We start from the raw sequence: 25,082 nt of genomic DNA, 5'->3' as shown, positions 1-25,082 counted from the left end.
CAGGGCAGTTGCATCCCTATGAACAAGACCAGCAAGCAGATGAAACCCGACCCCAATTTGCCCCTCGCCGTTCCGGTTTACGTCCAGTGTGGCGGCGAGCGTTTCCTTGCGTATCGCGATCAAACCAATGTTTGGCGCGCATTTCCTTCAGGGCAGATCCTGCGCGGACAGGTCCATCGGGTACCCTACCAGGAGCCGTTTCAATAACAATTTGGGCGCGCGGAAGGCGCCCGTCCCCCACATCCCTCCTAAAGCCACGAGCGGAAGCGTTCGTGGCTCTTTCTTTTTTCCACTGGATGCTTATCGTCACCACGCCCATATGACGCACCCGCCAATGCCGCCATCGGATTATTCGAAGCTTTCCCGGATCGAACTGATTGAACGTTTGAAGTCGCTGGAAAGCCGGGAGAGCGCCATCCCGCCGAGCGACGTCCGGCAACGGCTCGCGGGCACCGAACTTTTCGACAGTGAGGAACGACTGCGCGCAATCCTCGACACAGCCGTTGAGGGAATCATCACCATAGACGAGCGCGGTACCGTCGAATCGATGAACCGTGCCGCAGAGAAACTTTTCGGATATGACGCGCCCGAAGTCATGGGCCGCAATGTCAGCATGTTGATGCCGTCACCCTATCGCGAAGCGCACGATGGCTACCTGGAACGCTATATCCAGACAGGTCATGCCAGGATCATTGGCATTGGTCGTGAAGTGGTTGGGCTGCGGAAGGACGGCAGCCAGTTTCCGATGGAACTTTCCGTGAGCGAAGTGCGGCTTGCGAAACGGCGTTTATTCACGGGTTTCGTACGCGACATTACCGAACGGAAGGAAGCAGAGAAGCGACTCTCTTACTACGCCGCGATCGTGGAATCGACTGAAGATGCGATTGTCGGCAAGAGCCTGGATGGGATTATCAACAGTTGGAACCGCGGTGCAGAGGCGCTGTTTGGATACGCCCGCGAGGAAGCTCTCGGACAGCCGATCTCCATGATCATTCCCGAGGATCGGCTCGGTGAGGAACAGGCCATCCTGACGACGATCAGGCAAGGTCTGCCCATTGAGAGATTTGAAACTATACGCCGCCGCAAAGATGGTGTTCTCATCAATGTTTCAGTCACGATTTCTCCGATCCGCTCCCCCGACGGCAAGATCATCGGGGCGTCGAAGGTCGCGCGGAACATCACGGATCGAAAGCGCGCCGAAGCCCGCCTCGCATCACTCGCCCAGACATTGGCGGAGAAGAACCGTGAATTGGAAACCATCGTGTATATCGCGTCGCACGATCTTCGATCGCCGTTGGTGAACATTCAGGGCTTCAGCCGCGAATTGTCGCATGCGTGTGAAGGCCTGCGGATGCGCCTCTCGACCGAGGCCCCCTCAGACGCCGACCGTGCGGAAGCGCAGCGCTTGCTGCGTGATGACATTCCCGAGGCGCTCGAATATATCCAGGCCGGCGTAACGAAGATCGACAGCCTGCTTTCGGGATTCCTCCGTTACTCCCGCCTCGGAAGGGTTGCCCTGAAGGTCGAAGCGATCGACATGAATGAGCTGCTCACAGGAATTATCAATGCGATGGAATTCCAAGTAAAACGTGATGCGGTAAACCTGAACGTGGAGCCCCTCCCGCCGTCCGAGGGAGACGCGACCCTGATCAGCCAGGTGTTTGCGAATCTGCTGGAGAACGCCATCAAGTACCGAAGCCCCGACCGTCCCTGCAGGATTGTGGTGAGCGGCACCGCAAACGCGGACGCAACGGTATACAGTGTCAGCGATAATGGCATCGGCATCGCCCAGGAACATCAGGCGAAGGTGTTTGAAATCTTTCATCGCCTGAATCCAAACCACAGTGAAGGCGACGGACTGGGATTGACGATCACCCAGCGGATCATGGAGCGCCACGGCGGCCGCATTTGGATTGAGTCAGCTGCAGGAAAGGGTTCCACATTTTTTGTTTCCCTGCCGAGAGCAGCGCAGGCACAGTAACGAGAGCCATCCACCTATGACGCTTGCTCGGGAAATGATGATCTTGATTGCTGAGGATGACGCGGGCCACGCCCGATTGATTGAAAAAAACCTGGCCCGGGCAGGATTGCACAACAGTTTTCAACGGTTCGACAACGGCCAGGCATTGCTCGATTTTCTTTTTCACCGCGGCGCTGGCCCCCACCGCCTTCCCGAGGCGCCGTACTTGATTCTCCTCGATATTCGCATGCCTCAGGTGGATGGCGTTGAGGTGCTGCGCCAGGTTAAAGGCGATCCGGAATTGCGCCGCATTCCGGTTATCATGCTGACCACCACGGACGACCCGCGGGAGGTGGAACGCTGCCATGACATCGGCTGCAGCAGCTATATCGTCAAACCCGTGGACTACGACAAATTTGCCGAGGCGATCAAAAGTCTTGGTCTTTACATCTCGCTCGTGCAGGTGCCGGAAGTGGGCAGCGGCAAATAACCGTTTACCGGTTATGCAAGACGCGACGCGCCAGCATTTGATTCTCATCGTGGATGATGATCGGGGTCTGTTGCGCCTGATCCAAAAAGCGCTGGAGCGCGGAGGATTTCAGACCGCCACCGCTGCCTCGGGCGAAGAGGCTCTGGCCTGGCTGTCCAGCCAGCGGGCGGATCTGCTCGTGCTCGACCTCAAGCTTCAGGACATGGAGGGCAAGGAATTGATCCAACGCCTCGAAACCCTGGAGCGTTCCTTGCCGTTTGTCATCATCACGGGGCAGGGGGATGAGCGCGTGGCGGTGGAAATGATGAAACGGGGCGCGCGAGACTACCTCGTGAAGGATGTCCGGTTCCTCGATTTTGTTCCCGAGGTCGTGGGGAATGTGGTCGAGCAACTCGAGACCGAACGGCGGCTTGCAGCGGCCGAGGAACGGGTGAACCTCGTTCAAAGCGTAGTCATTCAAGGGTTCAGCGCCGTCCTCATCGCCAGCGCCGAACTTCCAGACCTGCAGGTGCTGTTCGTCAACCCCGCCTTCGCCAAATTGACCGGCTACAGCCCGGACGAGGTGGTCGGACGCCCGCTCAACCGTTTGAAAGGATTAAGCGCAGTTCACCAGCGCCTGATCCATGGGATCCCCCCCGACCGCAGTTTCGATGAGGAAATCTCGGCATACGACAGTGCTCAAGGCGAGCGCTGGGTTGAGCGGCGCATCAGTCCTGTCAGAGATCGATCGGGCCGGATCACGCACTGGCTTGTCATCCTTCGTGACATCACAGAACGCAAACGCCTCGAAAAGGAAATCCTGGAGATCAATGACCGTGTGCAGCGGCGCATCGGGCAGGATCTCCATGATGGCTTGTGCCAGCAGCTTGCAGGAGTCGAGTTGATGTGCGAGGTGCTGGAACAGAAAGCCGCTGCCAGGTCAAAAAGCATCGCCACCCGATTGGGCGAAATCGCGGGCTACGTGCGGGACGCCATCAGTCATGCGCGGCTTATGGCGAGAGGATTGTCGCCGATCGTGCTTGAGTCGGAAGGCCTGATGTCCGGCCTGCAGGAACTGGCGTCGAACACTGAAAAGATTTTTGGGGTGGAATGCCGTTTCGAGTGCGGCGTTCCTGTTCTTGTTAATGACCACGCGATGGCTACGCACATTTTCCGCATCGCGCAGGAGGCCGTATCGAACGCGATTCGGCACGGGAAGGCGTCGCGTTTGTGCATCCTGCTGGAGTCGCATCCCGGAAAACTTTTGATGATGGTCACCGATAATGGACGCGGGTTGCCAGCGGCGCCCGCGGGAAACGGCATGGGTCTTCGCATCATGCAGTCCCGGGCCTCTATGATTGGTGGGAATTTGACCGTGGAAAACAGATCCGAGGGCGGAGTGCGCGTGACATGCACGATTGCTCTCGCCAGCGCCTCAACGCAACATGAGCAGAGTGGCTCCCAGGAAAACGCAAAAGGTTAGGAAGCGAATCGTCATCGTGGATGATCATCCCATGATGCGCCAGGGGCTCGCGCAGTTGATCAATAACGAACCCGACCTCATTGTGGCCGCCGAGGCTGACAACGCGGCCCAGGCGCTTAGCCAGGTGGGAATGCAGACCCCCGATCTGCTCATTGCCGACATTTCTCTTCCCGACAAAAACGGGCTCGAGCTCATCAAGGACCTTCGCGCGATGCATCCTGCGATCCTGATCCTGGTGGTGTCCATGCATGATGAAGCCCTTTATGCGGAGCGCGTCCTTCGTGCCGGCGGACGGGGCTACGTGATGAAGCAGGAAGGGGGGAAAAAACTCATGGAAGCCATCCGTCAGGTGCTGGAGGGCAAGATTTACGTCAGCGAAAAGATGTCGGCAAAAATCCTCGAGATCTTTTCCGGGCGTCGGGATGGAGGCGGCGGTTCGGGGGTGGGGCGGCTTTCTGATCGCGAGTTTGAAGTGTTCCAGATGATTGGCGAAGGAAAAGGAACGCGCGAAATTGCAGATCACTTGCATCTCAGTGTGAAGACCGTTGAAGTGCACCGCGCCAATATCAAGGAGAAGCTGCAGTTGAAGACTGCGACCGACCTCGTCCGTTACGCAGTCCGATGGATCGAAGCCGATGGGGCAACGTGAAAAGATCCCCTCGAACGAGGGATGCAGAACCTTTGGCGCGGGCGCATGCTTTCCTAGTGAAACTTATAATTTCCTTTCGGCGCCATAAACTGCCGTCCACAAGTGCTCCGCTCTTTTTAGCGGTCGTGCTGCTGATTCAGGCGTCCCTGGGGGACGGAATTGCGGCGCAACTCACATTTCTGCGGACGCACGGGCACGACATCATCAACGAACGGGGCGAGACGATTCTGCTTCGGGGCGTGGGTCTCGGGAACTGGATGCTGCCTGAAGGATATATGTGGAAATTTGGCAGGGACGGCGATCGGCCGCGACGCATCGAGAAAATGGTTGCTGACATGATCGGCGACGAGCCGTCCCAGCATTTCTGGGAGGCTTTTCGCCGCAACTACATCACGGAAGCCGACATCCGACGAATTGCCGATCTCGGATTTAATTCCGTCCGGCCCGCCTTGAATGCCCGATTGTTCCTCACTGAAACCGGCCCGCCAGTTCGCGTGGAAGAGGGTTATCGATTGCTCGACGACTTGGTTGCATGGTGCCGGAAACACCAATTGTATGTGATCATCGACATGCATGGTGCCCCGGGTGGCCAGACGGGACAGAATATCGACGACAGCCTGGATGATCAGCCGAGGCTGTTCATGGATACTCACTATCAGGATCGCCTGGTGGATCTGTGGGTTTCCATTGCGAACCGATACAAAAATGAACCTGCTGTCGCCGGTTATGACCTGCTGAACGAACCCTTACCCGAACGCACGGGCGCGGCTGCCAAATACAAACACCTGGTCGAGCCGTTGTATCAGCGGATCACGCGCGCCATTCGCGAGGTTGATTCGCGGCACATGATCATTCTCGAAGGCGTTGATTGGGCCAATGACTGGTCGATCTTCACGAAGCCCTTCGATGATAACCTCGTGTATCAATGTCATTATTACTGTTGGGACACGCCCGCGGTTGTGAAGAACATTGATCGGTATGTGCGACATCGCGAACGTCTGAACGCGCCCGTCTGGGTGGGGGAAACGGGCGAACGCGATGGCGGGATTTATTGGGCGACCACGGCGTATTTTGAAGCCAACAACATTGGCTGGTCGTTCTGGCCGTGGAAAAAAGTGGATTCAGCCAATGCGCCGTTCTCGATTCGCCGGCCGCAGCATTGGTCGGAGCTTGTCGCATATTCTCAGGGCGGGAAACGTCCTTCCCGTGAAGTTGCCCAAGCGGCACTGGACGAACTGATCTTGAACCTGCGAATTGAAAACTGTGATTTCTTTCCGGGCGTGGTGAACTCCATCCTGCGCCAGACCCCCGCGCGAATTGAAGCTGAGAACTTCGGATTCGGCGGCGCCGGCGTGTCTTACCATGTCCGCGATCGCTCGACAAAATCTGCCCACTATCGACCCGATCAATCGGTGAAAGTCACTGCGGCCAAACCCGAACAAAGGAGTTCCGATGTTTACGTCACTTTGTCAGAAACGGAATGGACTTCGTATTCGATTCACAACCGGAACAAAGGAACCTTCGACTTGATCGTGCGAGCCCGCGCTCCTTTCGGAGCGGGGGTAGCAACGCTTGTCCGGGATGGCCGCTCGTACCCGCTTCGATTTGAGTCGAAGGATTGGACAGAGCTCAACCTGGGCAAGGCACCGTTTGATAGTGGCTTGCAATCTCTGAAGTTGGAAGTGAAGCGGGGACTGCTCGATTTCGATTGGATTGATGTGCGGTGAAGTGACGCCGAAATGGGACGTTATCCAAGCTGGATGATCCCGCGTTGCAACGCGGCCGTGACCGCTTCGGTGCGATCTGCAACGCGCATTTTTCCGAGGATATTCTTCAGGTGATCTTTGACCGTATGTTCGCTGATCCGCAGCACCTCGCCGATTTCCTTGTTGGCCAGGCCTTTCGCCATTTGCTGGAGGACCTGCACTTCCCTCGGGGTAAGTTCCTCGAAGAGGTTCCGTGAAGCCAGGCGCGTGGCAATCTCGCGTGGAATCCATTTCTGCCCGGATGCCACAGCCCGCAACGCCGGAATCAGCTTGTCGCCCGTTGTGTTCTTCAACACGTAACCGCGCGCACCAGCCTCGATCGCGCGATGAATGTCGGTGTCTCCGTCAAATGTGGTGAGCATTAGAACACGCGCGTCAGGAAACTTCTCGCGGATTTCACGTGTGGCTGCAATGCCGTCCTTCACGGGCATCCGCAGGTCCATCAGGACGAGATCTGGCCGCAGCCGGTTGAACATTTCGATTGCCTGCTTTCCGTCGGCAGCCTCGCCCACCACCTGCATATCCGGTTCCGTATTCACAAGAGCGATCAGCCCCATGCGAACAACAAAGTGGTCGTCAGCGACCAGCACCTTGATTCCGGGCTTATCGTTCATGAGGCGAGCGGGGCGATGAGAGCGTCCTCCACTGTCACATCGGGGCTGACGGCAACTTGGACGGACAGCAGCGTGCCAGCGCCGGGTGCGCTTTCGATGTTCAATTCCCCTCCGAGCCGCTTCACGCGTTCGCGAATGCCGAGAAGTCCAAAATGTCCTTCAGCCGGCCCCGCGCATTCTTCTTGCAGGAAACCGCGCCCGTTATCGCGAATCCGCATTCCCACGGTGCGCGGACCGTAATCGAGTTCGATCTCGGCGTTGGACGCCTGGGCGTGCTTGATGATGTTGGTCATGGCTTCCTGAGCAATTCGAAGCAGGTTGTCCTCGATCGTTTCCGGGAGCGGCCGAACGCGTCCCTTGGCGCACACTTCAAAATGGATCGATGTTCCATCAGTCAATTGCCGCGCGCTCGTAATCAGCGCGCCGGAAAGATCAAATTCTTCCAGCGCACGCGATCTCAGATCCCAGACTGAACGGCGGATGTCCACCTGGCTTTGGGAGAGGAGATCCCTCGCGAGCTCGAGGTGGCGGTTTGCCACCTGCGGTTTTTGTTCAAACAATTTGGCTGTGGTATCGAGCTGCAGGGCGATTCCGGTCAGGGATTGTTCCAAGGTGTCATGCAATTCCTGCGCGAGCCGCGTGCGCTCCGACAGCACGGCTTTATATTGCAGTTCGGATTCCTTGCGCGCGGTGATCTGGAACTTCAATTGGGCGGTGCGTTCCTTTACGCGCTCCTCCAACAGGTCGTGAGCCTGCTGGAGTGCGTCCTGCGCCGACTCCCTGTCGCGAACCAATTGCCTCAGCACGGCGTTGCGCTTCGATACCATCAATGACCATCCGACGGCTCCGATCAAGACAACGAGGAGCAGACTCACCCCAATCAGCATTCGCTGAGGCGTCAACCAGTTCGGCTTCTCAACAATCCGGAAGCTCTCGGGACTGGGAAGCAACAGTTGCAGCGATTGCAGCTTCTTGTCTTCCCCATTTTCCGTGAAGCAAATCCCCGTGACCTCGACGGCGCTTCCCAGTGGAATTCCCATCAGGGGATTTTCGCTGTCTGGCGATTCCGCTTCGGCTGTGAACACCTGATCCTCGTGCTGCAGCATGAGGACGGTGCGCGACCAATGCCGTCCATTTCCGCGCGGCCTGCCATGGCGTGTGCTCCGATCCAGCAGTTTTGCCGTCAGCCGAATGAGATCGGCATGATGCAGGCCGGCCTGGATCTCCGCCATTGTCACCGACTTCGGCTCGGCGGGCGCATGCGGATCGCCGGTCAGCCGGAAAACCGCATCCTCCAGGACAGGCAGGAAGTGATCAAAATCGGCGAAGCCCGCGATTTCAACCACATCCCCGATTTCAAAATTCTGCGGTTGGCGGCTGCGGACGTGCAATCCCGCGGTGCCATCCTCAATGAAGAGATCCTCGCCCGGCCGCTGGAAGGTGACGACCCCCTTCACGTGCATCCTTTGGCCGGGAGCAACGTTTCGGCGATACTGAGCGACGCTCTTCAGCGGGAGGATATCTTCGTCGAACGGGTCAACAGCTTCGACTTCCTCCACGATGAAATCGGACTCCTGCGGAATAAAGAGCACGACCGAAAGCATGTGGCGCAGGGTTGCATTGAAAGAGGCTGCGGCGGTTCCGCGCACCCGGACTCTCGCGCCAATCAAGGGCTGTGAATTGAGTGCTGCCGACGCCTTGGGATAGACATGCAAACGGTAGCCCCCAGACGCCAGATAAACATCGAGGTGGGTTTTTCCAGGAATGACAGATCGGACGATCCCCTCGATTTCAACGCGCTGACCATCTTCAGCGCCAGCCATGACGCGTTCGATGGGAACGCGGCGGGCCTCAGGCAGCGGCGCATTGCCGCGAGGCTTCCATTTCGGGCTCGTTACAATGGGCGCATAGGAGCCAGGATGGGTCACGCCGGTGACTTCCACCACGTCACCCGGCTGCGGCGCGGGAACGATGCGATTGCCGACAAACACGCCGCTGGTTTCATCCTGCACGAAGAATTTGCCATTCCAGGTTGGCTCCGCGGCGGTTACGACTCCCGTGATCCGAACTGGAATTTTCTGCGCCGCCGCGGCAGCGTCGAGCGACAGAACCTGGGCGGCGTTGGTGAGGGTTTCGGCAGGGGCTGTGGATGAAGAGGCGAGGAAAAACCAGGCGAGCGCGAGTACAGAAATGACGGAACGGAAAAGGGGCTGCTTCGTTCGCGCGGAAGTTGTTGCACCTGGGATCATGGACTGAGGAGGTCACAGTGTTGCAACAAACCGCTCTTGCCAAGCTTCAAAGCCGCATTCAGAACCAACTCCACCGGTTCTGGGTCCACCGGCACCAGGAATTCATGTCGCGGAATTGCCGCCATTCGACGTGTTGGTCCATGAACAGGATGTTGCCTCCCGCGGGCATTCGTCCAGCCATGTGGCTGCTGTTGTAGCCGCGTGGCAGTTCCGTGGGATTGACTGTCAAGACGCTCACGAACTTGTCCTTTCGCGTGCCCGCGCCTTCCGATACGACGACATCCGTCACCAATTCGGTTTCGGCAACCGTATAGAAATTGGTGTAGACGTTTCCAAGCCGCGTCAGGAACCCCTTGCGCGCGCCAAGCGCTGGATTCGACGGGGGAGGGCCAAACGACGTCCCATAAGTTTGCGTTCCGTCGCGGCTGATCAGCCATTGGTAACTCGTCACGCGGGAACCGTTGGAATAGTTCCACCAGAAGTCCGCATCGCGAACCGTCGTGAAGCCGCCGGGACAATAAACAATTTTCCGCTGCGCCCCGGAAGCCGCCAACTGATCGGCCATGTTATGCGTGAGGTCCCACACAGCTGAACCTGTTCCCGGATCGCTGGATAACCTTCGCGGCAATTGGTTGCGATGCTCGTCAGCGTACATCTGAATTCCCAGCCCGATCTGCTTCAGGTTGCTGATGCAGTTGGTGCGCTTCGCCTTTTCCTTGGCTGTCGCCAGCGCCGGCAACAGCATTGCCGCGAGGATTGCGATGATTGCAATCACGACGAGGAGTTCAATCAGGGTGAACGCCCGCCACAAGGCGTGTCGGAACTTGGATCGGATGACGATAATCGGCGGGGTCGCGATTCTCATAAGAGTGATGTCACGACCTTAGCAAACGCCGAAACGGCGGCATCCCTCTTTCGGGGGAGAGCTAACAACGATCAGTCGAAGCGATCGAGTTCACAGCTGGTTGTTGTTGAATCGAAGAATTACGCTGAAGCGATAGAAACGCTGCGATTCGTCCGCGCGAGGTATGATCGCGGCAACTCGGACGGTATCGTCGAGAGCTTCGAGAAGGTTGAATTGCACACCTTCGGCCGGCAACCATGGAGCGTGCAGTGAGGAAGCTGTTTCGATCACGTAAAAGCTCCCGGGCGGCCAGCGCCTCCGTTGTGGATACGTTAATACGAGACCCATCGCTGTAGCCTCCAGGCCCAAAACAGAAGGCGGATCAGGTACAAATGGATTGAGGCCAAACAGATACTCAGCCGCGTTCGTCCACGCATCTGCATCGGGATTCTCTGCTGGAGTGCCTGCGCCTTCCAGGTGGTTCGTCCAATCGAGATAGGAGAATGCCGCATTGGTCCAAATCAATTCGAGCCGGGGACCTGGGAGGTCAGCCGACTCTCTTGACGCAAAGGAATAAACCGTGTCGGATGGCGCGGAGGAAATCAGAAGTCCGAAGCGAAATGCCAGGAAGCCCTCGGGATCAGGCTGCGCAGATGCCGACACATCGATCCGTTCCAGGCTGTTCTCGGCAGCTGCCCAATCAGCGAGGACATCGCCTATGACAGGCTGGTTGTTCCACGTGATTGAATCCTCCAGCCATGTATTGGTCACTGAATGCAGCGCAAGTCTGAGTCCTTCAGTTGGCGGCGCTGTCCGCGCCGCGAGTTCCAGGACAGCGCGGTCATATTCCGTACGCGGAATTCGAAAGTTCAGGAAGCTGCACCGGTTGAATCCCGGTGTGGAATGCTGTTTGAGGTGGAGTGTTGGTTCTGAGCCGAAGTTGTCATCGGCAAAGGCGCCGTCGCGCACGTAAGCGTCGGCTTCCGGAGAATACGACGCCGACCGTTCGGTTTCGGCCGGAAGCAGGATCACACGGATTCGCGCGGAACTGCTGAATCCGTTTGCGCTTACAGTGGCCTCGAGATCATTCGTTCCTCGGGCGGAAAACGTAACTTGCGGCGCGGGGGAATTCACATTCGAGAATAAAACAGTTCCGTCCGCGGCCACCACACGCCAATGGACATCCAAATCCGCAGCGTTCACGTTGGTTCCCCCCATCGAAACCGTTAGCGGCAGAATCAGGCTGTTGGTTGGAAAGCCGAGGATTCGCGGTTCGCCAAGGGACGCGCGGGGCCCGGTCAATCGGCGGGCGACCTGATCCTGATATAAGGAATAAGGCTCGAGAGTTTCGCCTGTTCCAGCGCCTTCCACGTGATCCACTGGAAAACATTTGCTGCCGCCGAACGTGCCGAGCGAGACCCCGGTGCGTGAGCCTTGGGTGCCAATCACATAGCCGTAACGGCTCTGTTCCGACTGCACGACGTGGGCTGCGCCACTTCCGATGCCGCGTGTGTTCCAGAACACGCTGTGTGCTGCCGTGAGATTATGCAGTGGAGCGCTGCCGTAGGGGCGATAGCGCGCCTCCCAGACGCTCGAATCACCTGTGCAGGCATCGATCAGGTTGGCATGACTGAAATGCATGTGGTGATCGCTGTTGCGGCCCGACGTGGCCTGTGACCCTGTGAGGCCGGTCTGATGCCCGGTATCCTTGTCGATGCATCGGTTGAATACGTTTCCAGTTGCAGCCATTTGCGACAGGACAAATCCGTGCCGTGTGAACGTGGCGCGACAATCCTGGAGCAGAATCTCGCTCGAATTGCTGAGTCGGAACATGTAGCCGTTTCCGCCGCCTCCGCCGTATTGCGATCGCTGCAAATGACAGTTCGTGAGCGTAACCTGTGTGCAATCGTTGATGAGGATCCCATTGCTAAGCAGGTGGCATGTGGCTGTGTTGCCGGGGGGCTGGAATGTTGAGACATTTCGAATCCACGAATCCCGCGCGCGCACCAAACGAATCGCAAACGAGTCGTGAACGTCGTGCCCCGCAGTCCCGGGAATTGTGTAATCACTTTCGTTCCACCCGATGCCCGCATGCTGAACATTACCGATGGAGAAGTTCTCCAGGCCGGTCCCTGTGATCGGACCCGAATTAAGGCGCGTCACTCTCGCGTTGTCGCGGGTCTTCAGATAGTAACGAGTCGGCACGTTCAGCGTCAGTGTGGAATTCTTGTGGTCCACTGCGATGATCTGTCGAAAGTAAGCGATCCCGCGCAGGCTATTCGCATAGCCAAGCCAGGATGTTTCACTGTGTTCCGTCACCCAATCGTCCGTCGCATCCGCGCGCAAGGTGATCCATTGTCCTGCCGCGAATCCCGCCGTGCTGGCCATTGGAATCATCGTGGTTGGGCCGAGGAGATCGCGTGAGAGGGGCACGGGCGGATTTCCTGTCGCATAGAATCCGGCGCCCGAGGGGCCGTTGATCAGCAGGATGCTTTTTCCCCGCATGTTCGTGGCGGTGTTGAGAACAAATGTTTCCGTCGTGCCGGCGCCTCGGAGAACGATGTTGGATGAGTTGATGCGCAGCGCGTAAGTGTTCGGGCCCTGCGGGCTGACTGCATACACACCAGCCGGAAGCCACACAACTCCCCCGCCGGATGCCTGTGCCGCATCAATGGCTGTTTGGATCGCGGCGGTGACATTCGTTTTTCCGGTCTTATCCGCCAGAAACGGCGCGGCCGTGACGTCAAAAATCGGCCCGCCAATTTCCGGCAACGGTTCAGTTCCCGCTCGAAATCCGGCATAGGAGAAATCCTGGATCATCTTGTTGGTCTCGAAGCGCAGGACATTATCTGGAGCGCTCCAATCCGCCGGATACAACACACTGCGCCACGCATGGCTTGAGCTCGCGTGGACTAGAAGGCAGAAGATGAAAATGAATCGGCAGGCAAGCTGGCGGCTTCGTCTCATCGGACTGGGATGGTCGGGACGTTGCTGTTGCTGGGATTCATTCTGCATCACGACATGAAATCACTTCCCGCTTCGACAGGCATCCCTCCTATGGGGGATGCTCGCAACGCACCCCTCGAAAGAGGGATGAGTCGGCCAATCAGCTTTACTAGACTTGCGACACTCCTTCAACAGCCCGGTTGAACAACATATGAAACATTCCCAACTGTCCTTCCGAATTATTGCAGCCCTGCTTGTCGTGTGGTTGGCCATTCCTCCGCTTAATGCGGCCACCACAACATGGAACGCCGCTGGCGGCAACTGGTCCGCCAACGCGAATTGGGATACTCTGCTCGCACCTGAACCGCCGGACGACGTTCGATTGATGAACATAGGAACAGGAACACCCAACGTCGTTGACACAGCACGGACGGTTAACTCGCTGCTCTACGGACAGGACAATCAGGAAACTCACACCACGACGATCGACGCAGGCGAAATTCTCTCTGTCAACCGCGGCAACGCAGGAGATGTGTTGTATGTCGGAAGCACCAGTGCGGCTATCACCTCTGGAACGCTGACACCCGTTACGATTGAAGGCACTGGAACTTTGTCGCTGTCCGGCAGCGGCGACCTCGTGGTCCGGCAGGGTCACTCCACGGCTGGCGCGCATCGGGCAACGCTGGATTTGTCGAACCTGGACAACTTCAACGCTGCGATCGGCCGGCTCCTGGTTGGCCAGGCGACGGCAGGAGCTGCGGTGAATCGCCCGACCGGTACTCTGATCCTCGCCCGCACGAATCACATCACGCTTTCCGGCGGATCGCCTCAGGTCATGGTGCAGGACTCAGGCTCCAACGCGAACGGCGGCACGGCATCAGTTCTGACGTTTGGCCAGGAGACGATCCTGAATGGCGACGTCATGCGCCTTGGCGGGCAGAAGGGAAATGCAAATCTGAACTTTAACGCCGCCTTCACCGCACCTTCGCTGAAAATTCGAAACGCCGATGGTGAGAGCCGTTCCAGTATCATCGATTTCGGCTACAACGGGGCCGCGAACAGCGGCAACAATACCGTGTGCATCGCTGATTTTTCCGCAGGCACGATCGATATTGCTGCGGATCTGATCAACATCGCCATCGGCAACCCCGGGCCGTCGTCAGGAACCTGTTCTGGAACGCTCACTTTCGGCGCCGGCATTGTCGACGCAAACACGATGGAGATCGGTTTTGGAATTGCAACAGGCGCCAATGGAGGGGTGACGGCTGTCGTGAATGTCGACAACAATTTCGTTTTTCCCCAAGCCGCACGGCTCGTCGTCAACAACACGCTTCGGCTCGCGCGTACCAATGGCGGCACCGGTGCTGTCAACGGGACCCTGAACATCAATGGCGGCGTGGCGGCGGCGAATGCGATTGTGGCTGGCGGGGGCAACAGTGTCATCAACGTGAACCCCGGCGGCACACTGGTTGTTTCGAACACGGCGGGCTCGCTCACGACGCCGATCCGCACAATGAGCGTGAGCGATGCGACGCTTGAACTTCCTGCCTCGAATGGGGGCGCCGCCGTCGCAGTTCAGAACTTCAATGCGGGCGGCAGCCAGAATGTGATCAATGTTCTCGCCGTGCCCCCGATTGCTTCTTATCCCGCCACGTTTACGCTCATCGCCTATCAATCCGGCGTCAGTGGCAATTTTGTTCTCGGCACACTTCCCGCCGCGAGTCCGGCTTACAGCGGGGTACTGCTGGACGCTGGCAACGGTCTCGTCACGCTGCAGTTGAACTCTGGTCCGGTCGTGGACCTCTCCATGCGGTGGACGGGTGCGGCCGATGCAACATGGGATTCCGCAACTCCGAACTGGCTGTATCAGGGCAGCGCGTCTGCGTTCTTCGCGGGAGCGGCTGTCACGTTTAATGACTTGGGGCTGCAGCCCGATGTCGTGCTGGCCGAAGCGCTCTCGCCGGGCAGCATCAATGTCAGCAATATCTCGACGACTTATACCTTCACAGGGCCCGGTAATATTGCAGCCGCCGGATCGTTGATGAAGCGCGGTTCCGGCACTCTTGTGCTCGCGAACCAGGGCGTTGATCATTTCGGTGTCGTTTCGATTCTTGCCGGCACGTTGCAGCTCGGCCTCGGCGACGTCGATGGCGGTCTCAGTGCCCTGAGCATAACGAACAATTCTTCCCTGATTATCAACCGCAGTGGAAACCTCGCCTTGAGCAGTGCCATTACAGGGACAGGGACATTGACGAAGAATGGCAGCGGCACGCTCGTGCTTTCGGGGGCAAACGATTACAGCGGCGCGACAGTTGTGAATGGGGGGACGCTGCAACTCGACCAATCCACCGCTGGTGGCGGGTCCGTGACAGCTGCAACGGGAACGGTTCTTTCCGGCAGCGGCGTTGTAAACGGATTGACCACGGTTGCGGGTGAACTTGCTCCTGGAAACGCCAACGCTCGAGGATCGTTCAAGGCCCATGGCGGCCTGGTTCTTCAAAGTGGCGCAACCGCGACCTTTGACCTGAGTGCCTCGAATCCCTCTGACCCTGCGGCTAACGACTCCGTGGACGTCGTCGGCAACCTCACTGCCAACAACAACGTTATTCGTGTCAACTTCAATGGCGCGCCCGCCAATGGTGCCAGTTACCTGCTGTTCACCTACACAGGGACGCGTTCCGGCTCGTTTAATCCAGTGGTCACGGGAACGCACATCCCCGTTGCGCTGGATTACTCCAATCCCGGATCGGTGTACCTGAATGTGACCGGCGATGGTGGAACGGTGTTGAAGTGGAACTCGCAGGCGGGCGGCACGTGGGATGTGCTCACGGCTAACTGGTTGAACCTGGGCAACAACCAGGCATCGGCATTCTTTGCGGGCGACGCGGTGCTCTTCGACGATACGCCAGGCGTGAACACCGTGATCAGCATCGCCGAAGGACTCAGCGTTGCACCGGTAGCGATCACCAATGATTCGGCAGCGAACTTCTTCACGATCGGCGGGCCCGGAAGAATCAGCGGCGCGACAGCCATTTTCAAACAGAACACCAGCACGCTGTCGCTCGGCGGAGCGAATAATTTCACGGGACTTGTTGAGATTGAAGGCGGCGTGTTGCGCACCGAAACCGACACCGCGCTTGGAACCGCAGCTGGAGGAACAACGGTCCATGATGGAGCCACTCTCGATTTGAACGGCCGCAATCTGGGTGGTGAAGTGATCACCGTTTCCGGCGCGGGAGCGGATGGCCAGGGCGCGCTGGTCAATAACAGCACGGCCCAGGCGCAGGCGGTGCGGCAGGTCATTCTGGCGGGTGACACCGTGTTTGGCGGCAGCGGCCTTTGGGCCATCAACAACGGCGGCGGCGCTGCGGCGCTCAGTACGGCGGGAAACCCTTACAAGCTCACGAAGACGGGCGCAAGCCAGATCAACCTCGCCCAAACCGCGATTGATCCAGCTCTCGGCGATATCGAGGTCCTCCAGGGAACGCTCGAGTTTTCCGGCCTGACCTCGACGATGGGAGATTCGTCCAAGACGTTGACTGTTATGGACGGAGCGACTCTGGCTTTCGCAAATGGCGCTGTCGTCTGGAACAAGCAATTCGTGCTGAACGGCAATGGCATCAACAACACGGTTAATAATGGCACGGGCGCCAACACTACCCTCGACGGACCCGTGGAAGTTCACGGAACAGCGCTCTTCAATGTCGGTGGAACTGCCCTTGCGGTTTCGGGAAACATCACAGGTGACGGCGGCATCACGAAGGCTGGCAACTCACCCATGATCCTGTTCGGCGAAAACACTTTCACAGGTGAAACCCGCGTCAACAGCGGCGCCCTGCGATTGAATGGGACTGCCGCCCTGACCACCAGTCCGGTCGTAACGCTTGCGGCCGGGGCCACATTGACGTTGACGGGGCGTGTGGATTCCACCTTCACGGTCGCCAACGGCCAGGTTCTCCGCGGGAACGGCGTGCTCAATGGACATGTGGTTGCGAACGCAGGCTCCATGGTATCACCAGGATTGGATGGGATCGGCGCTTTGACGATCAGCAATTCAGTCACGCTTTCGGGAGCGGTTGAAATGGATTTGGACGAAGCATCGGGAACAAATGACGTGCTGCGTTCCAATACAACCATTACGTACGGAGGAACCCTCAATCTCATTGTTCCGGGAACGCTCGCGTCGGGCAGCAGCTTCAAGTTGTTCGATGCTGCGAGCTACTCGGGTTCCTTCAGCAGCATCACCCCTGCGATACCTGGCCCAGGTTTGGTTTGGGTGACGTCAAACCTTGCAGTATCGGGCACGCTGGCCGTTGGTTCTTCCGCGTTGCCGCAAATCAGCGGCACCTTTTTGCAGGGAGGCAGCCTCGTGTTCAACGGATCGAATGGCGTTCCGTCGGGAACCTATCACGTGCTGGCTTCGACAAACCTGGCAACCCCGCGCGCGGACTGGATCAGAATGGCAACCAACACGTTCTCGGCGAACGGCACCTTCTCGTTTACGAATTCGCTCTCGCCTCAGATGCCACGCCGGTTCTTCCTGATCGAACTGCCCTGATCACCTATCGTTGGATTAACAGCTGCGGAGTGTCGATGACGAGACACTCCGCGGCGATCCATGTTTGAACGTGTATTATTTTTCCCGCAGCAGTTCCTGAATGCGTATTTGGAATTCCGCGGCGCCGGCTTTCACGTTGTCGAAACGCAGGTGTCCGTTGCGATCCAATAGAAGCATGTGCGGAACGCCGATGATTCCGAACTCCCTGGCCAATCGATTGCCGGCCTGGCGCTGGCCATCGAAATATTGCGGCCACGTGATTTCCTGGCGTTTTAAGAATCTGTCCAACGCCTGTTGATTTTCGTCGCAACTCACGCCGATGATCTCGAATCCAGCCGCGTGGAACTTCTCATAGGCAGCTTTGACCTTCGGCAGATCCACGATGCAGGGCCGGCACCAGGTCGCCCAGAAATCGATCAACACCACCTTGCCCGTGAGCTTTGCCAGGTCGACCTCGCTTCCATCCAATGCCGTGAAACGCATTTGCACCGGTTTTCCTAGAAGGCTCATTCGGTTGAGGACGCCTTGGGCGCGCACGCGGAATGCTTCGGGCGCCGGGCTTTGGATCAACGCTTCCGCAAGTTGTCGCGCTTTTGCGGGATCGACAGGCTGGTAGTGGTTAATCAACGAGAGAGACGGATCGTAGCCAGCAGCCTCGGACGGAAAATCCTTCTGCAGCGCGGCAACTTCTTTCTCGAACTTTAGCCAGTCCACAACTTCGGAACGCCGGATCTTCATCACCGATTCCAGTCGCGAGCCGAAGGATTCGTCCGCCGCTCTCAATTCTGCAATCCCACAGATGCAACAAAGGATGATGGCAGGCGCGCAGGTGCGACGAAGGAACCGGGTTGGGCTGATCATGGCTATCACATAAACCCAGTTGGCAAGGTGCTCAAGCGATTCTGTGCGGCTGAAATCTGGACGCTGCTGTTGCGGGAAATTGTGAATAATATTTCATTGACCCCGTTCGGCGCTTCTGGTTGGGTTCGTGCGGTTCGGGGGCAAGGGTTACCTCAACGCTGCGGCAAGCGCAGCAGGGACAGCCGCCTGAAACAAACAACAAGGGAATCAAAGGGAAATATATGAAACGCACATTCGTGCTTCTGCTCACCATCCACATCACATCGACTGCAATTCACCTGCACGGAGTTCCACTCACCGACGCAGAGGTTGTCTACACACAGAACTTCGACACTCTGGCGGAGTTTGGGCCGGGACAAACCTGGGTGAACAACACTACGATCCCTGGCTGGCATCTCTTCAAACAAACGCTCGCGCCAGCCACACTCTACAATTCGACGCCAGGCACCAGCAGTACGGGCACTTTTTACAGCTTCAGCACCCGGGAAACTTCGGATAGAGCGCTGGGTTCGATCGGCTCGGGAAGCTTTTGGGGATGGATTGCGGCGTCATTTCAAAATGCGAGTCCCTCAACGTTTACATCCGTCACGCTCAATTGGAATGGCGAACAATGGCGGAATGGTGGAGCGCTCGTGCCGCAAGCCATGAATTTTGAATATGGCTTCGGGCAAACATTTGAAACGGTCAGTTCCTGGATGGCTCCGGGCGGCTCCTTCGATTGGATGTCGCCCGTGTTCGGCGGGGCCGCGTCTGCGGTGGATGGAAACGCGATCGGCAAGGTTCCCAATGTCGGCGGAGAATTAACCGGCCTGACGTGGGAATCCGGAGACACGCTGTGGGTGCGCTGGATCGAACGAGACGACTTGAATGGCGACCACGGCCTGGCCATTGATGACTTCTCACTCATTCCGCACGTGGCTGCTGCGCAAGCTCCAAGCACGGTTCCTGATTCACTGCCATTCGAGGTGGCTGGTTGCGCCCTGTTGGGAGTGGTCGCTGCCGGTTCAATGCGAGTTCGAAATGAAACAATGACGCTGGGATCGTGACCCGATTGCGCGCCCGGGTATCGGTTTCGGAAACCGGGCCCGGGCGTTCGGTCTGAATGCAAGAAGGTCGCTGAACTGCCACAAGCGTGAGGTTGAGGTTGCGGCGGGCCTTCATTAGGCTTCTGCGCAATGGCCGAACTCAGCGAAGTCTCGAAAAACGTCCTGCTGCTGCTTTCCGTTCCCGGCCTGTACTGCCTCCTCGTCCTGCTGGGCCGCCGTCTTAAACGGGTCCATCGCGTCGACTTGGGGTGGATGTATCACGTCTTCAGTCTCGCGCTTGCGATTTGGATTCCCGCGGCGTTGCTGGATGTTCATTGGACTTCGCGGCGCGAAATTCTGGCGGTTGTCGTCCTGACGGTGCCGTTCTTCATCAATGCGCTGGTCAAGCGCTACGTGTGGGAGGTTCGCTTCAGCCAGCGCCGGGAAACACGGGTGCCGAAGCTCGTGAGCGACGCCACCGCCCTCGCGATTTTCATGGTCGCAATCCTGGTTGTCCTGCGGGTGCTCTACGATGTGAAGATCCCCGGCTTGCTCGCAGGTTCGGGAATTGTCGCGATCATCCTCGGCCTTGCACTCCAGGACTTGCTCGGGAACATCATTGCTGGCTTTGCCATTCATTTTGAGCAGCCGTTCAAGGCGGGTGACTGGCTGCAGGTGAACGAGCACCGCGCGCAAGTGATGGAAATCAACTGGCGCGCAACACGGCTTCGAACGCGCGACGCCGTTTATCTCGACATTCCGAACCGTGAGCTGGTGAGGCAAACGATCGTGAATTATCACTACCCGGATTCGTTGCATTCACTCCGCATCTCGGTTCCGATCGATTATGGCGCTCCGCCGTCGCGAGTGAAGGAAGTGCTTCACCACGCCACTGCGAATGCCAAGGGGGTGCTGCCGGAGCCGCGCATACGAACGTTCCTGAAGGACTACCGCGAATATTACGCTGAGTATGAGATCCAGTTCTGGATCAATGATAACGCCTTGTACAACGACGTGCGCGATGCAGTGCATACGAACGTTTGGTATGGGTTGCAGAGGCACGGGATAAAGATCGCCCTTCCCGTGCGGACCGTAAGGATTGAACGCCCGTCAAGATCGCGCGAGCTGGAAATGCAGACGGCCGCGCGCGGCATTCTGCGCCAGCAGCAACTGTTCAAGTGCCTGTCAGATGAGGAACTTGATGCATTGCTGCCGCGCGGCCGCATCGTGCATTTCGGACAGGGCGAAAAGTTGATTGAACAGGGCGACGAAGGCCAGTCGATGTTCATCCTCGTCGAAGGCCAGGCAAACGTCATGGTGGAACGGAATGAGTTTCAGACTCAAGTGGCGTCCCTCTCGTCAGGGGATTGCTTTGGGGAAATGTCATTACTGACAGGTGAAAGGCGCAGCGCCACGGTTGTCGCAACGAAGGATTGCGAAGTCGTGGAAATCAGCAAGGCAGTGGTCGCAAAGAGCCTCAAGTCAAATCCCGAGCTCCTGCACAAGCTGAGCGAACTGCTAGCCCAGCGTCAGATGGAGAACGAGGGCATCATCGCAAAACAGACCGAGACCCATGTGCTCCACGCCACACATGCCGCCTATCGGGAAACATTCGTTGATCGTCTTCGCAAGTTCTTCCAGATGTGAGGGAGCGGGCGATGTCACTCGCTTCCCATCAGATCCGCTGCGGGAAAGGAGAATCGATACTTTCCCGCCTCAAGGCGGACTCGGGTGCCCGCTGTTTGTGATCGCAAAGGTTTTCCGGATTCCCGAACGCGGCCGGCTTCCAAAGGCAGCTCAAACGTTGCGGAAGAATTCGGCGGGACTGTGACATCGTAGTCGATTTGGTTCCCTCTGATCCGCCAGTGCGATGAGATGGTTCCATACGGCGTCTCCTGTGCGGCTTTGATATACCGAAGTCGGGGGGTGAATTGTGGGCGCAGGAAGAAATGCCGGTAACCGGGCTGGTTGTCGTCCCGATGGATCCCAGCCCCGCTGGAGAACAACCATTCGCCGACTGCTCCGAACGAGTAGTGATTGAAGGAATTCATCGACGAATCCTGAAACCCGCGTTCCGGCGTCCAGCCGTCCCAGCGTTCCCAAATTGTCGTGGCGCCGTTCTTCACGGAAAAGAGCCATGACGGATATGTATCATTCAGAACCAGCCGCCATGCCAGATCGGGCCGGCCAATCTGCGTTAGCACCGGACAGATCAAGCCGACCCCCACAAAGCCCGTTGTCAAATGGCCGCTGGTTTCGATGTTCCGCGCCAGGCGGGCTGCCGCATCGGCACGCAGGTGTTCGGGCAGAAGGTTAAATTGCAGCGCGAGAATGTAGGCGGTCTGGCTATCGCCCCGGACAATTCCGTTCGACGAAACAAAAGCGCGATTGAATGCGGCAACGATGTCTCGATGCAAGGTTTCATATCGAGCGGCGTCGTCAGGTTTTCCCAAGATCGAGGCCGTTCGCGCCGCGATGGAGGCGGAGTTCGCGAAGAATGCCGTTGCCACGACGTCGACGGGTGTTCGCTGCGGCGCAAGGTGGTCTCCCACGCCACCGCTGCGGATGAGATCGCTTGAACTTTCACGACTGAATTCAACCCATCGCACCATGTTGGTATAATGGTTTGCAAGAAATGCAGTGTCCCCATACGACTGATACATCACCCATGGGACGATGACGCCCGCGTCGCCCCACACTGCCCACGAATTGTTCTGGTTCGCGCGGGGAATCACCGTCGGAATTTCGCCGCGGGAACCCTGGGCATCCGCAACGTCAATCAGCCATTTGCTGAAAAATCCAGCCACATCAGCGTTCCGGGCCGCGGTCGAAGCGAACACCAGCGCGTCGCCGGTCCAACCCATCCGCTCATCTCGTTGCGGACAATCGGTCGGAACACTCAGGAAGTTGCCGCGCTGGCTCCAGACGATGTTCTGATAAAGCCGGTTGAGATTCGGATCGGAACTTTCCCAGCGGCCATTGAAAGGTGTGTCGGAACTCACGGCGACGGCGCGAATGGCATCGGAGGATAGGCGCCTGCCAGGAAAGCCGGTGATTTCAACGTATCGAAAGCCATGAAACGTGAAGCGAGGCTCAAATGTTTCGCGCCCTGACTTGCCATTGAGGATGAACGTGTCAGTGGAAAGTGCAGGGCGCAGATTTTCGACGTAGAGCCCGCCATCAGCGTCGAGCATTTCGCCATGGCGTAGCACGATGGTCGTGCCGGCGGGGCCGTGGGTTGTAAGGCGAACAAACCCGACGAGATTCTGCCCGAAATCCACGATCCACCTGTCGCCTCGCCGCTTGATTTCTCTAGGGGCGAGTTCCATCACGCGCCGAACAGGCGGACCGACTTGAGGGGACAATGGGATATCGTGTTTTTCCACCTCCGCACGGGCCCACGAATGACCGTTGAACAGCGGCTCATCCCAACCAGGCTGCGCAAGGCGCGCGTCAATCGTCTCGCCCCACTGCATGTCCGAGCCGGCGATTTGTCCAGCGCCGGCTTTCCACGAGGCATCCGTTGCGATCACTTCTGTAGAACCGTCGGAGTACGTCAGTTCCAGTTGCGCGGCAAAGGCCGGACGCGATCCGTATTGGGCCAAGCCCATCCACCCGACGCGGCCAGCGTACCAGCCATCGGTCAGAACCGCCCCGATTGCATTGCTGCCACGAGAGATAAAACGAGTTACATCGTAAGTCTGCATCATCACGCGTTGCTTGTAGTCAGTCCAACCGGGATTCAGCAGCGAGTCGTGAACACGCCTTCCGTTGATTGAAACGTCATAGGTGCCAAGCGCCGCTGCGTACAGCCGTGCTCGCGCGGGCTGGCGATTCGCCTGGAAATCCTTTCGGAAGTAGCGGGCAGGCCCGATCGTGTGATCAACGAATTGCGAGGGATTGGCCGCATACGTTCCATGCACGATTGCCGGCGCCCATTCTGAATCATCAAATCCGGGCGCGAACCAGTTCGTCGGGGGATTGATCGCCGCTCGCCACGACTGGCCCATGCCTTCCAGCGTTTGGCCCGTGTTGAACTCGATCTGGCTGCCGTCCTCCAGTTCAACAACCCCCCGCGCCGCGATGGCATTCCGGCCTGGTCCCTGTAGATTGCGTCGAACTGCGCCGCGGACCGCGGCTGACCCAATGCCTATGATGTTCGTTCCGGGACGCAACTGTTCTCCAACATCCGCATGCAATGGCGCTGTGCGGCTGCTGCTGCCCTGGCGTGTGGCATTTCCGTTCGCGAAGATCGTCAGCAGTCCGTCGCCTGCTGCGTCAATGCTCGCGCGCCGGACGACTGCCCCCTGCGGGAGAACAAGCGACAATCGCGCGGAGGCCGATTGGGATGCTGTTGATCCTCCGCTGATCCACGAAGCGCTGGTCATGAGGGTCCCGAGAATGTCATGTCGAGGAATCTCGGAAGTGATCCAGTGCGCGTGCCATTCGCTTTTTGGTTCGAGAAGGCCGAGCTCAAAATAGGCAGCGTCGCTCCAGGCGGTCGGCCGATTGTTCTTGTCCCACACGCGGACCTTCCAAAACACGCGGTCGCGGGATTTGAGCATGGGGCCGCGCCACGGAACGAGGACAGATTGGTCCGAGATAACTTGGCCGGAGGTCCACAACAATGCGGCGTCCCGCTGCAAGGCATCGACAGAATCCGCTGCGCGAATTTCGTAAGCTGTTTGAACTTCGCCGCGGCGCGAGGACCGGAGTTTCCATGAAAGGCGGGGTTCGCGAATGCCGATGCCGATCGGATTCTCGGCGTGTTCGCATCGGAGTTGTTCCAGCCGAACAGCAGCGTCAAGGGTTGAGACGAGAAGCAGAAAGAAGCAAAGCCAGCCGCCCAGACGGATCGGTGAATGCATGCGCATAGAAGAACAGAATCATTCAAGGGAACAAGCAGTTCCTGCAGATGCTTTGGCCGTTAGAGCAATGTGCATACAGTTGATAACCGGCCGGAGTGGTTCGGGAAGTTTCGCGATGGACTTGTTTCAAATAGGTGCAAGCTTGCATGCCTGAACCCGCAATGGAATGTCATTCATGAAAGGTTTCGCGCGTTGTGTGATCGCCGTGTTCGGCAGCATTGTCTTCCTCGCTATCCTTGTGTTTACAACGGGGTGCGGGACTGTTGTGAGACATTCTCCAGGCACGCCAGGCGCAGCGGCGAATTTGCCCCGCACCAACGCACACCCGATGGCCGGGCAATGGCATACCGTTGAAATCAAGCCGCGCCGTGAGCACGACATTTGCACGTGGCAAAAATTCAATCCGGTGTGGTGGTTGAAGAATATCGATGATCCGGCTCCGCCCGCGTGGTACCGACCCGGCGAGGGCGGAAGGGAATTCAAATGGGCGATGCGAAATCCATTTCACAACTTCACGTTCTACGTGATCGGAATCGCGGACAAACATCATGAGCGCAGCGGCCGTTACCCCCGGGGCCATCGGAATCCAAACGGCGGCTGGCACTTCTCCGCCGCGAGGCACCGGTTCATCTGGCTGCCATTTGTGGCATACAACCGCCCGAAATTCGATTCGTACTTTGGGTGGCGGCCGCGTGGGAATTTCGGGGTAAAGATCAACTTCAGATCCGAGCCGCGACCCTCTCTCAACCGAGGGAGAAACGGGGAGGCGATCCGTGCTCCGGCAACGTGA

The 25,082-nt window shown here is 58.0% G+C and carries 16 protein-coding genes; 10 read left to right on the top strand and 6 right to left on the bottom strand.

The window, feature by feature from the left end:
- Positions 1–18: 18 nt before the first annotated feature.
- From VEH04_06725 to VEH04_06700, 6 genes are all read left to right on the top strand, one after another.
- Complete coding sequence (locus tag VEH04_06725) at positions 19–207, top strand: hypothetical protein (GenBank protein ID HYG22461.1); 189 nt, start codon at positions 19–21, stop codon at positions 205–207.
- Between the two features lie 112 nt (positions 208–319).
- The gene (locus VEH04_06720) at positions 320–1,981 is read left to right on the top strand and encodes a PAS domain S-box protein (GenBank protein HYG22460.1); all 1,662 of its coding nucleotides are present in this window, start codon (positions 320–322) and stop codon (positions 1,979–1,981) included.
- Between the two features lie 16 nt (positions 1,982–1,997).
- Positions 1,998–2,450 carry a response regulator gene (locus VEH04_06715; GenBank protein HYG22459.1) on the top strand — a complete coding sequence of 151 codons (453 nt, stop codon included), beginning with the start codon at positions 1,998–2,000 and terminating at the stop codon, positions 2,448–2,450.
- A 13-nt stretch (positions 2,451–2,463) separates the two neighbouring features.
- Positions 2,464–3,912 carry a response regulator gene (locus VEH04_06710; protein HYG22458.1) on the top strand — a complete coding sequence of 483 codons (1,449 nt, stop codon included), beginning with the start codon at positions 2,464–2,466 and terminating at the stop codon, positions 3,910–3,912.
- A complete protein-coding gene (locus VEH04_06705) occupies positions 3,875–4,561 on the top strand; it encodes a response regulator transcription factor (GenBank protein ID HYG22457.1) in 687 nt (228 codons plus the stop codon). Before VEH04_06710 ends, VEH04_06705 begins: the two co-directional genes overlap by 38 nt.
- Positions 4,562–4,617: 56 nt before the next feature.
- Positions 4,618–6,288, top strand: coding sequence for a cellulase family glycosylhydrolase (locus VEH04_06700; GenBank protein ID HYG22456.1), 1,671 nt, complete (start codon positions 4,618–4,620; stop codon positions 6,286–6,288).
- Positions 6,289–6,308: 20 nt separating this feature from the next.
- Here the strand turns inward: VEH04_06700 and VEH04_06695 are convergent, their stop codons facing one another.
- From VEH04_06695 to VEH04_06680, 4 genes are all read right to left on the bottom strand, one after another.
- Positions 6,309–6,941 (bottom strand): response regulator transcription factor, encoded by a 633-nt coding sequence (locus tag VEH04_06695; protein ID HYG22455.1) that lies wholly within the window; start codon positions 6,939–6,941, stop codon positions 6,309–6,311.
- Positions 6,938–9,190, bottom strand: coding sequence for a histidine kinase (locus tag VEH04_06690; GenBank protein ID HYG22454.1), 2,253 nt, complete (start codon positions 9,188–9,190; stop codon positions 6,938–6,940). The genes VEH04_06695 and VEH04_06690 overlap by 4 nt, the downstream gene beginning before the upstream one ends.
- 58 nt (positions 9,191–9,248) lie before the next feature.
- Positions 9,249–10,055, bottom strand: a complete 807-nt coding sequence (locus VEH04_06685) for a DUF1559 domain-containing protein (GenBank protein HYG22453.1) — start codon at positions 10,053–10,055, stop codon at positions 9,249–9,251.
- Positions 10,056–10,145: 90 nt separating this feature from the next.
- Positions 10,146–13,001: a DNRLRE domain-containing protein gene (locus tag VEH04_06680; GenBank protein ID HYG22452.1), complete on the bottom strand. Its 2,856-nt coding sequence runs from the start codon at positions 12,999–13,001 to the stop codon at positions 10,146–10,148.
- Positions 13,002–13,191: 190 nt separating this feature from the next.
- Between VEH04_06680 and VEH04_06675 the strand changes: the two genes are divergently transcribed.
- A complete protein-coding gene (locus VEH04_06675; protein ID HYG22451.1) occupies positions 13,192–17,538 on the top strand; it encodes an autotransporter-associated beta strand repeat-containing protein in 4,347 nt (1,448 codons plus the stop codon).
- A 75-nt stretch (positions 17,539–17,613) separates the two neighbouring features.
- Here VEH04_06675 and VEH04_06670 read toward each other — a convergent pair whose 3' ends face one another.
- A complete protein-coding gene (locus VEH04_06670; protein ID HYG22450.1) occupies positions 17,614–18,399 on the bottom strand; it encodes a TlpA disulfide reductase family protein in 786 nt (261 codons plus the stop codon).
- Between the two features lie 221 nt (positions 18,400–18,620).
- Between VEH04_06670 and VEH04_06665 the strand changes: the two genes are divergently transcribed.
- Both VEH04_06665 and VEH04_06660 read left to right on the top strand, forming a co-directional pair.
- Positions 18,621–19,445: a hypothetical protein gene (locus VEH04_06665; protein ID HYG22449.1), complete on the top strand. Its 825-nt coding sequence runs from the start codon at positions 18,621–18,623 to the stop codon at positions 19,443–19,445.
- A 129-nt stretch (positions 19,446–19,574) separates the two neighbouring features.
- Positions 19,575–21,071: a mechanosensitive ion channel family protein gene (locus VEH04_06660; protein HYG22448.1), complete on the top strand. Its 1,497-nt coding sequence runs from the start codon at positions 19,575–19,577 to the stop codon at positions 21,069–21,071.
- Positions 21,072–21,085: 14 nt separating this feature from the next.
- On the opposite strand, the gene VEH04_06655 is transcribed toward VEH04_06660, so the two are convergent.
- A complete protein-coding gene (locus tag VEH04_06655; GenBank protein ID HYG22447.1) occupies positions 21,086–24,292 on the bottom strand; it encodes a family 78 glycoside hydrolase catalytic domain in 3,207 nt (1,068 codons plus the stop codon).
- A gap of 166 nt (positions 24,293–24,458) precedes the next feature.
- On the opposite strand from VEH04_06655, the gene VEH04_06650 reads away from it, so the two are divergent.
- Complete coding sequence (locus tag VEH04_06650; GenBank protein HYG22446.1) at positions 24,459–25,082, top strand: hypothetical protein; 624 nt, start codon at positions 24,459–24,461, stop codon at positions 25,080–25,082.

Source organism: Verrucomicrobiia bacterium (assembly GCA_035629175.1).
In the GTDB taxonomy this organism is placed as follows: Bacteria; Verrucomicrobiota; Verrucomicrobiia; order Limisphaerales; family DASXHY01; genus DASXHY01.
This window is presented reverse-complemented; position numbering and strand designations above follow the sequence as displayed.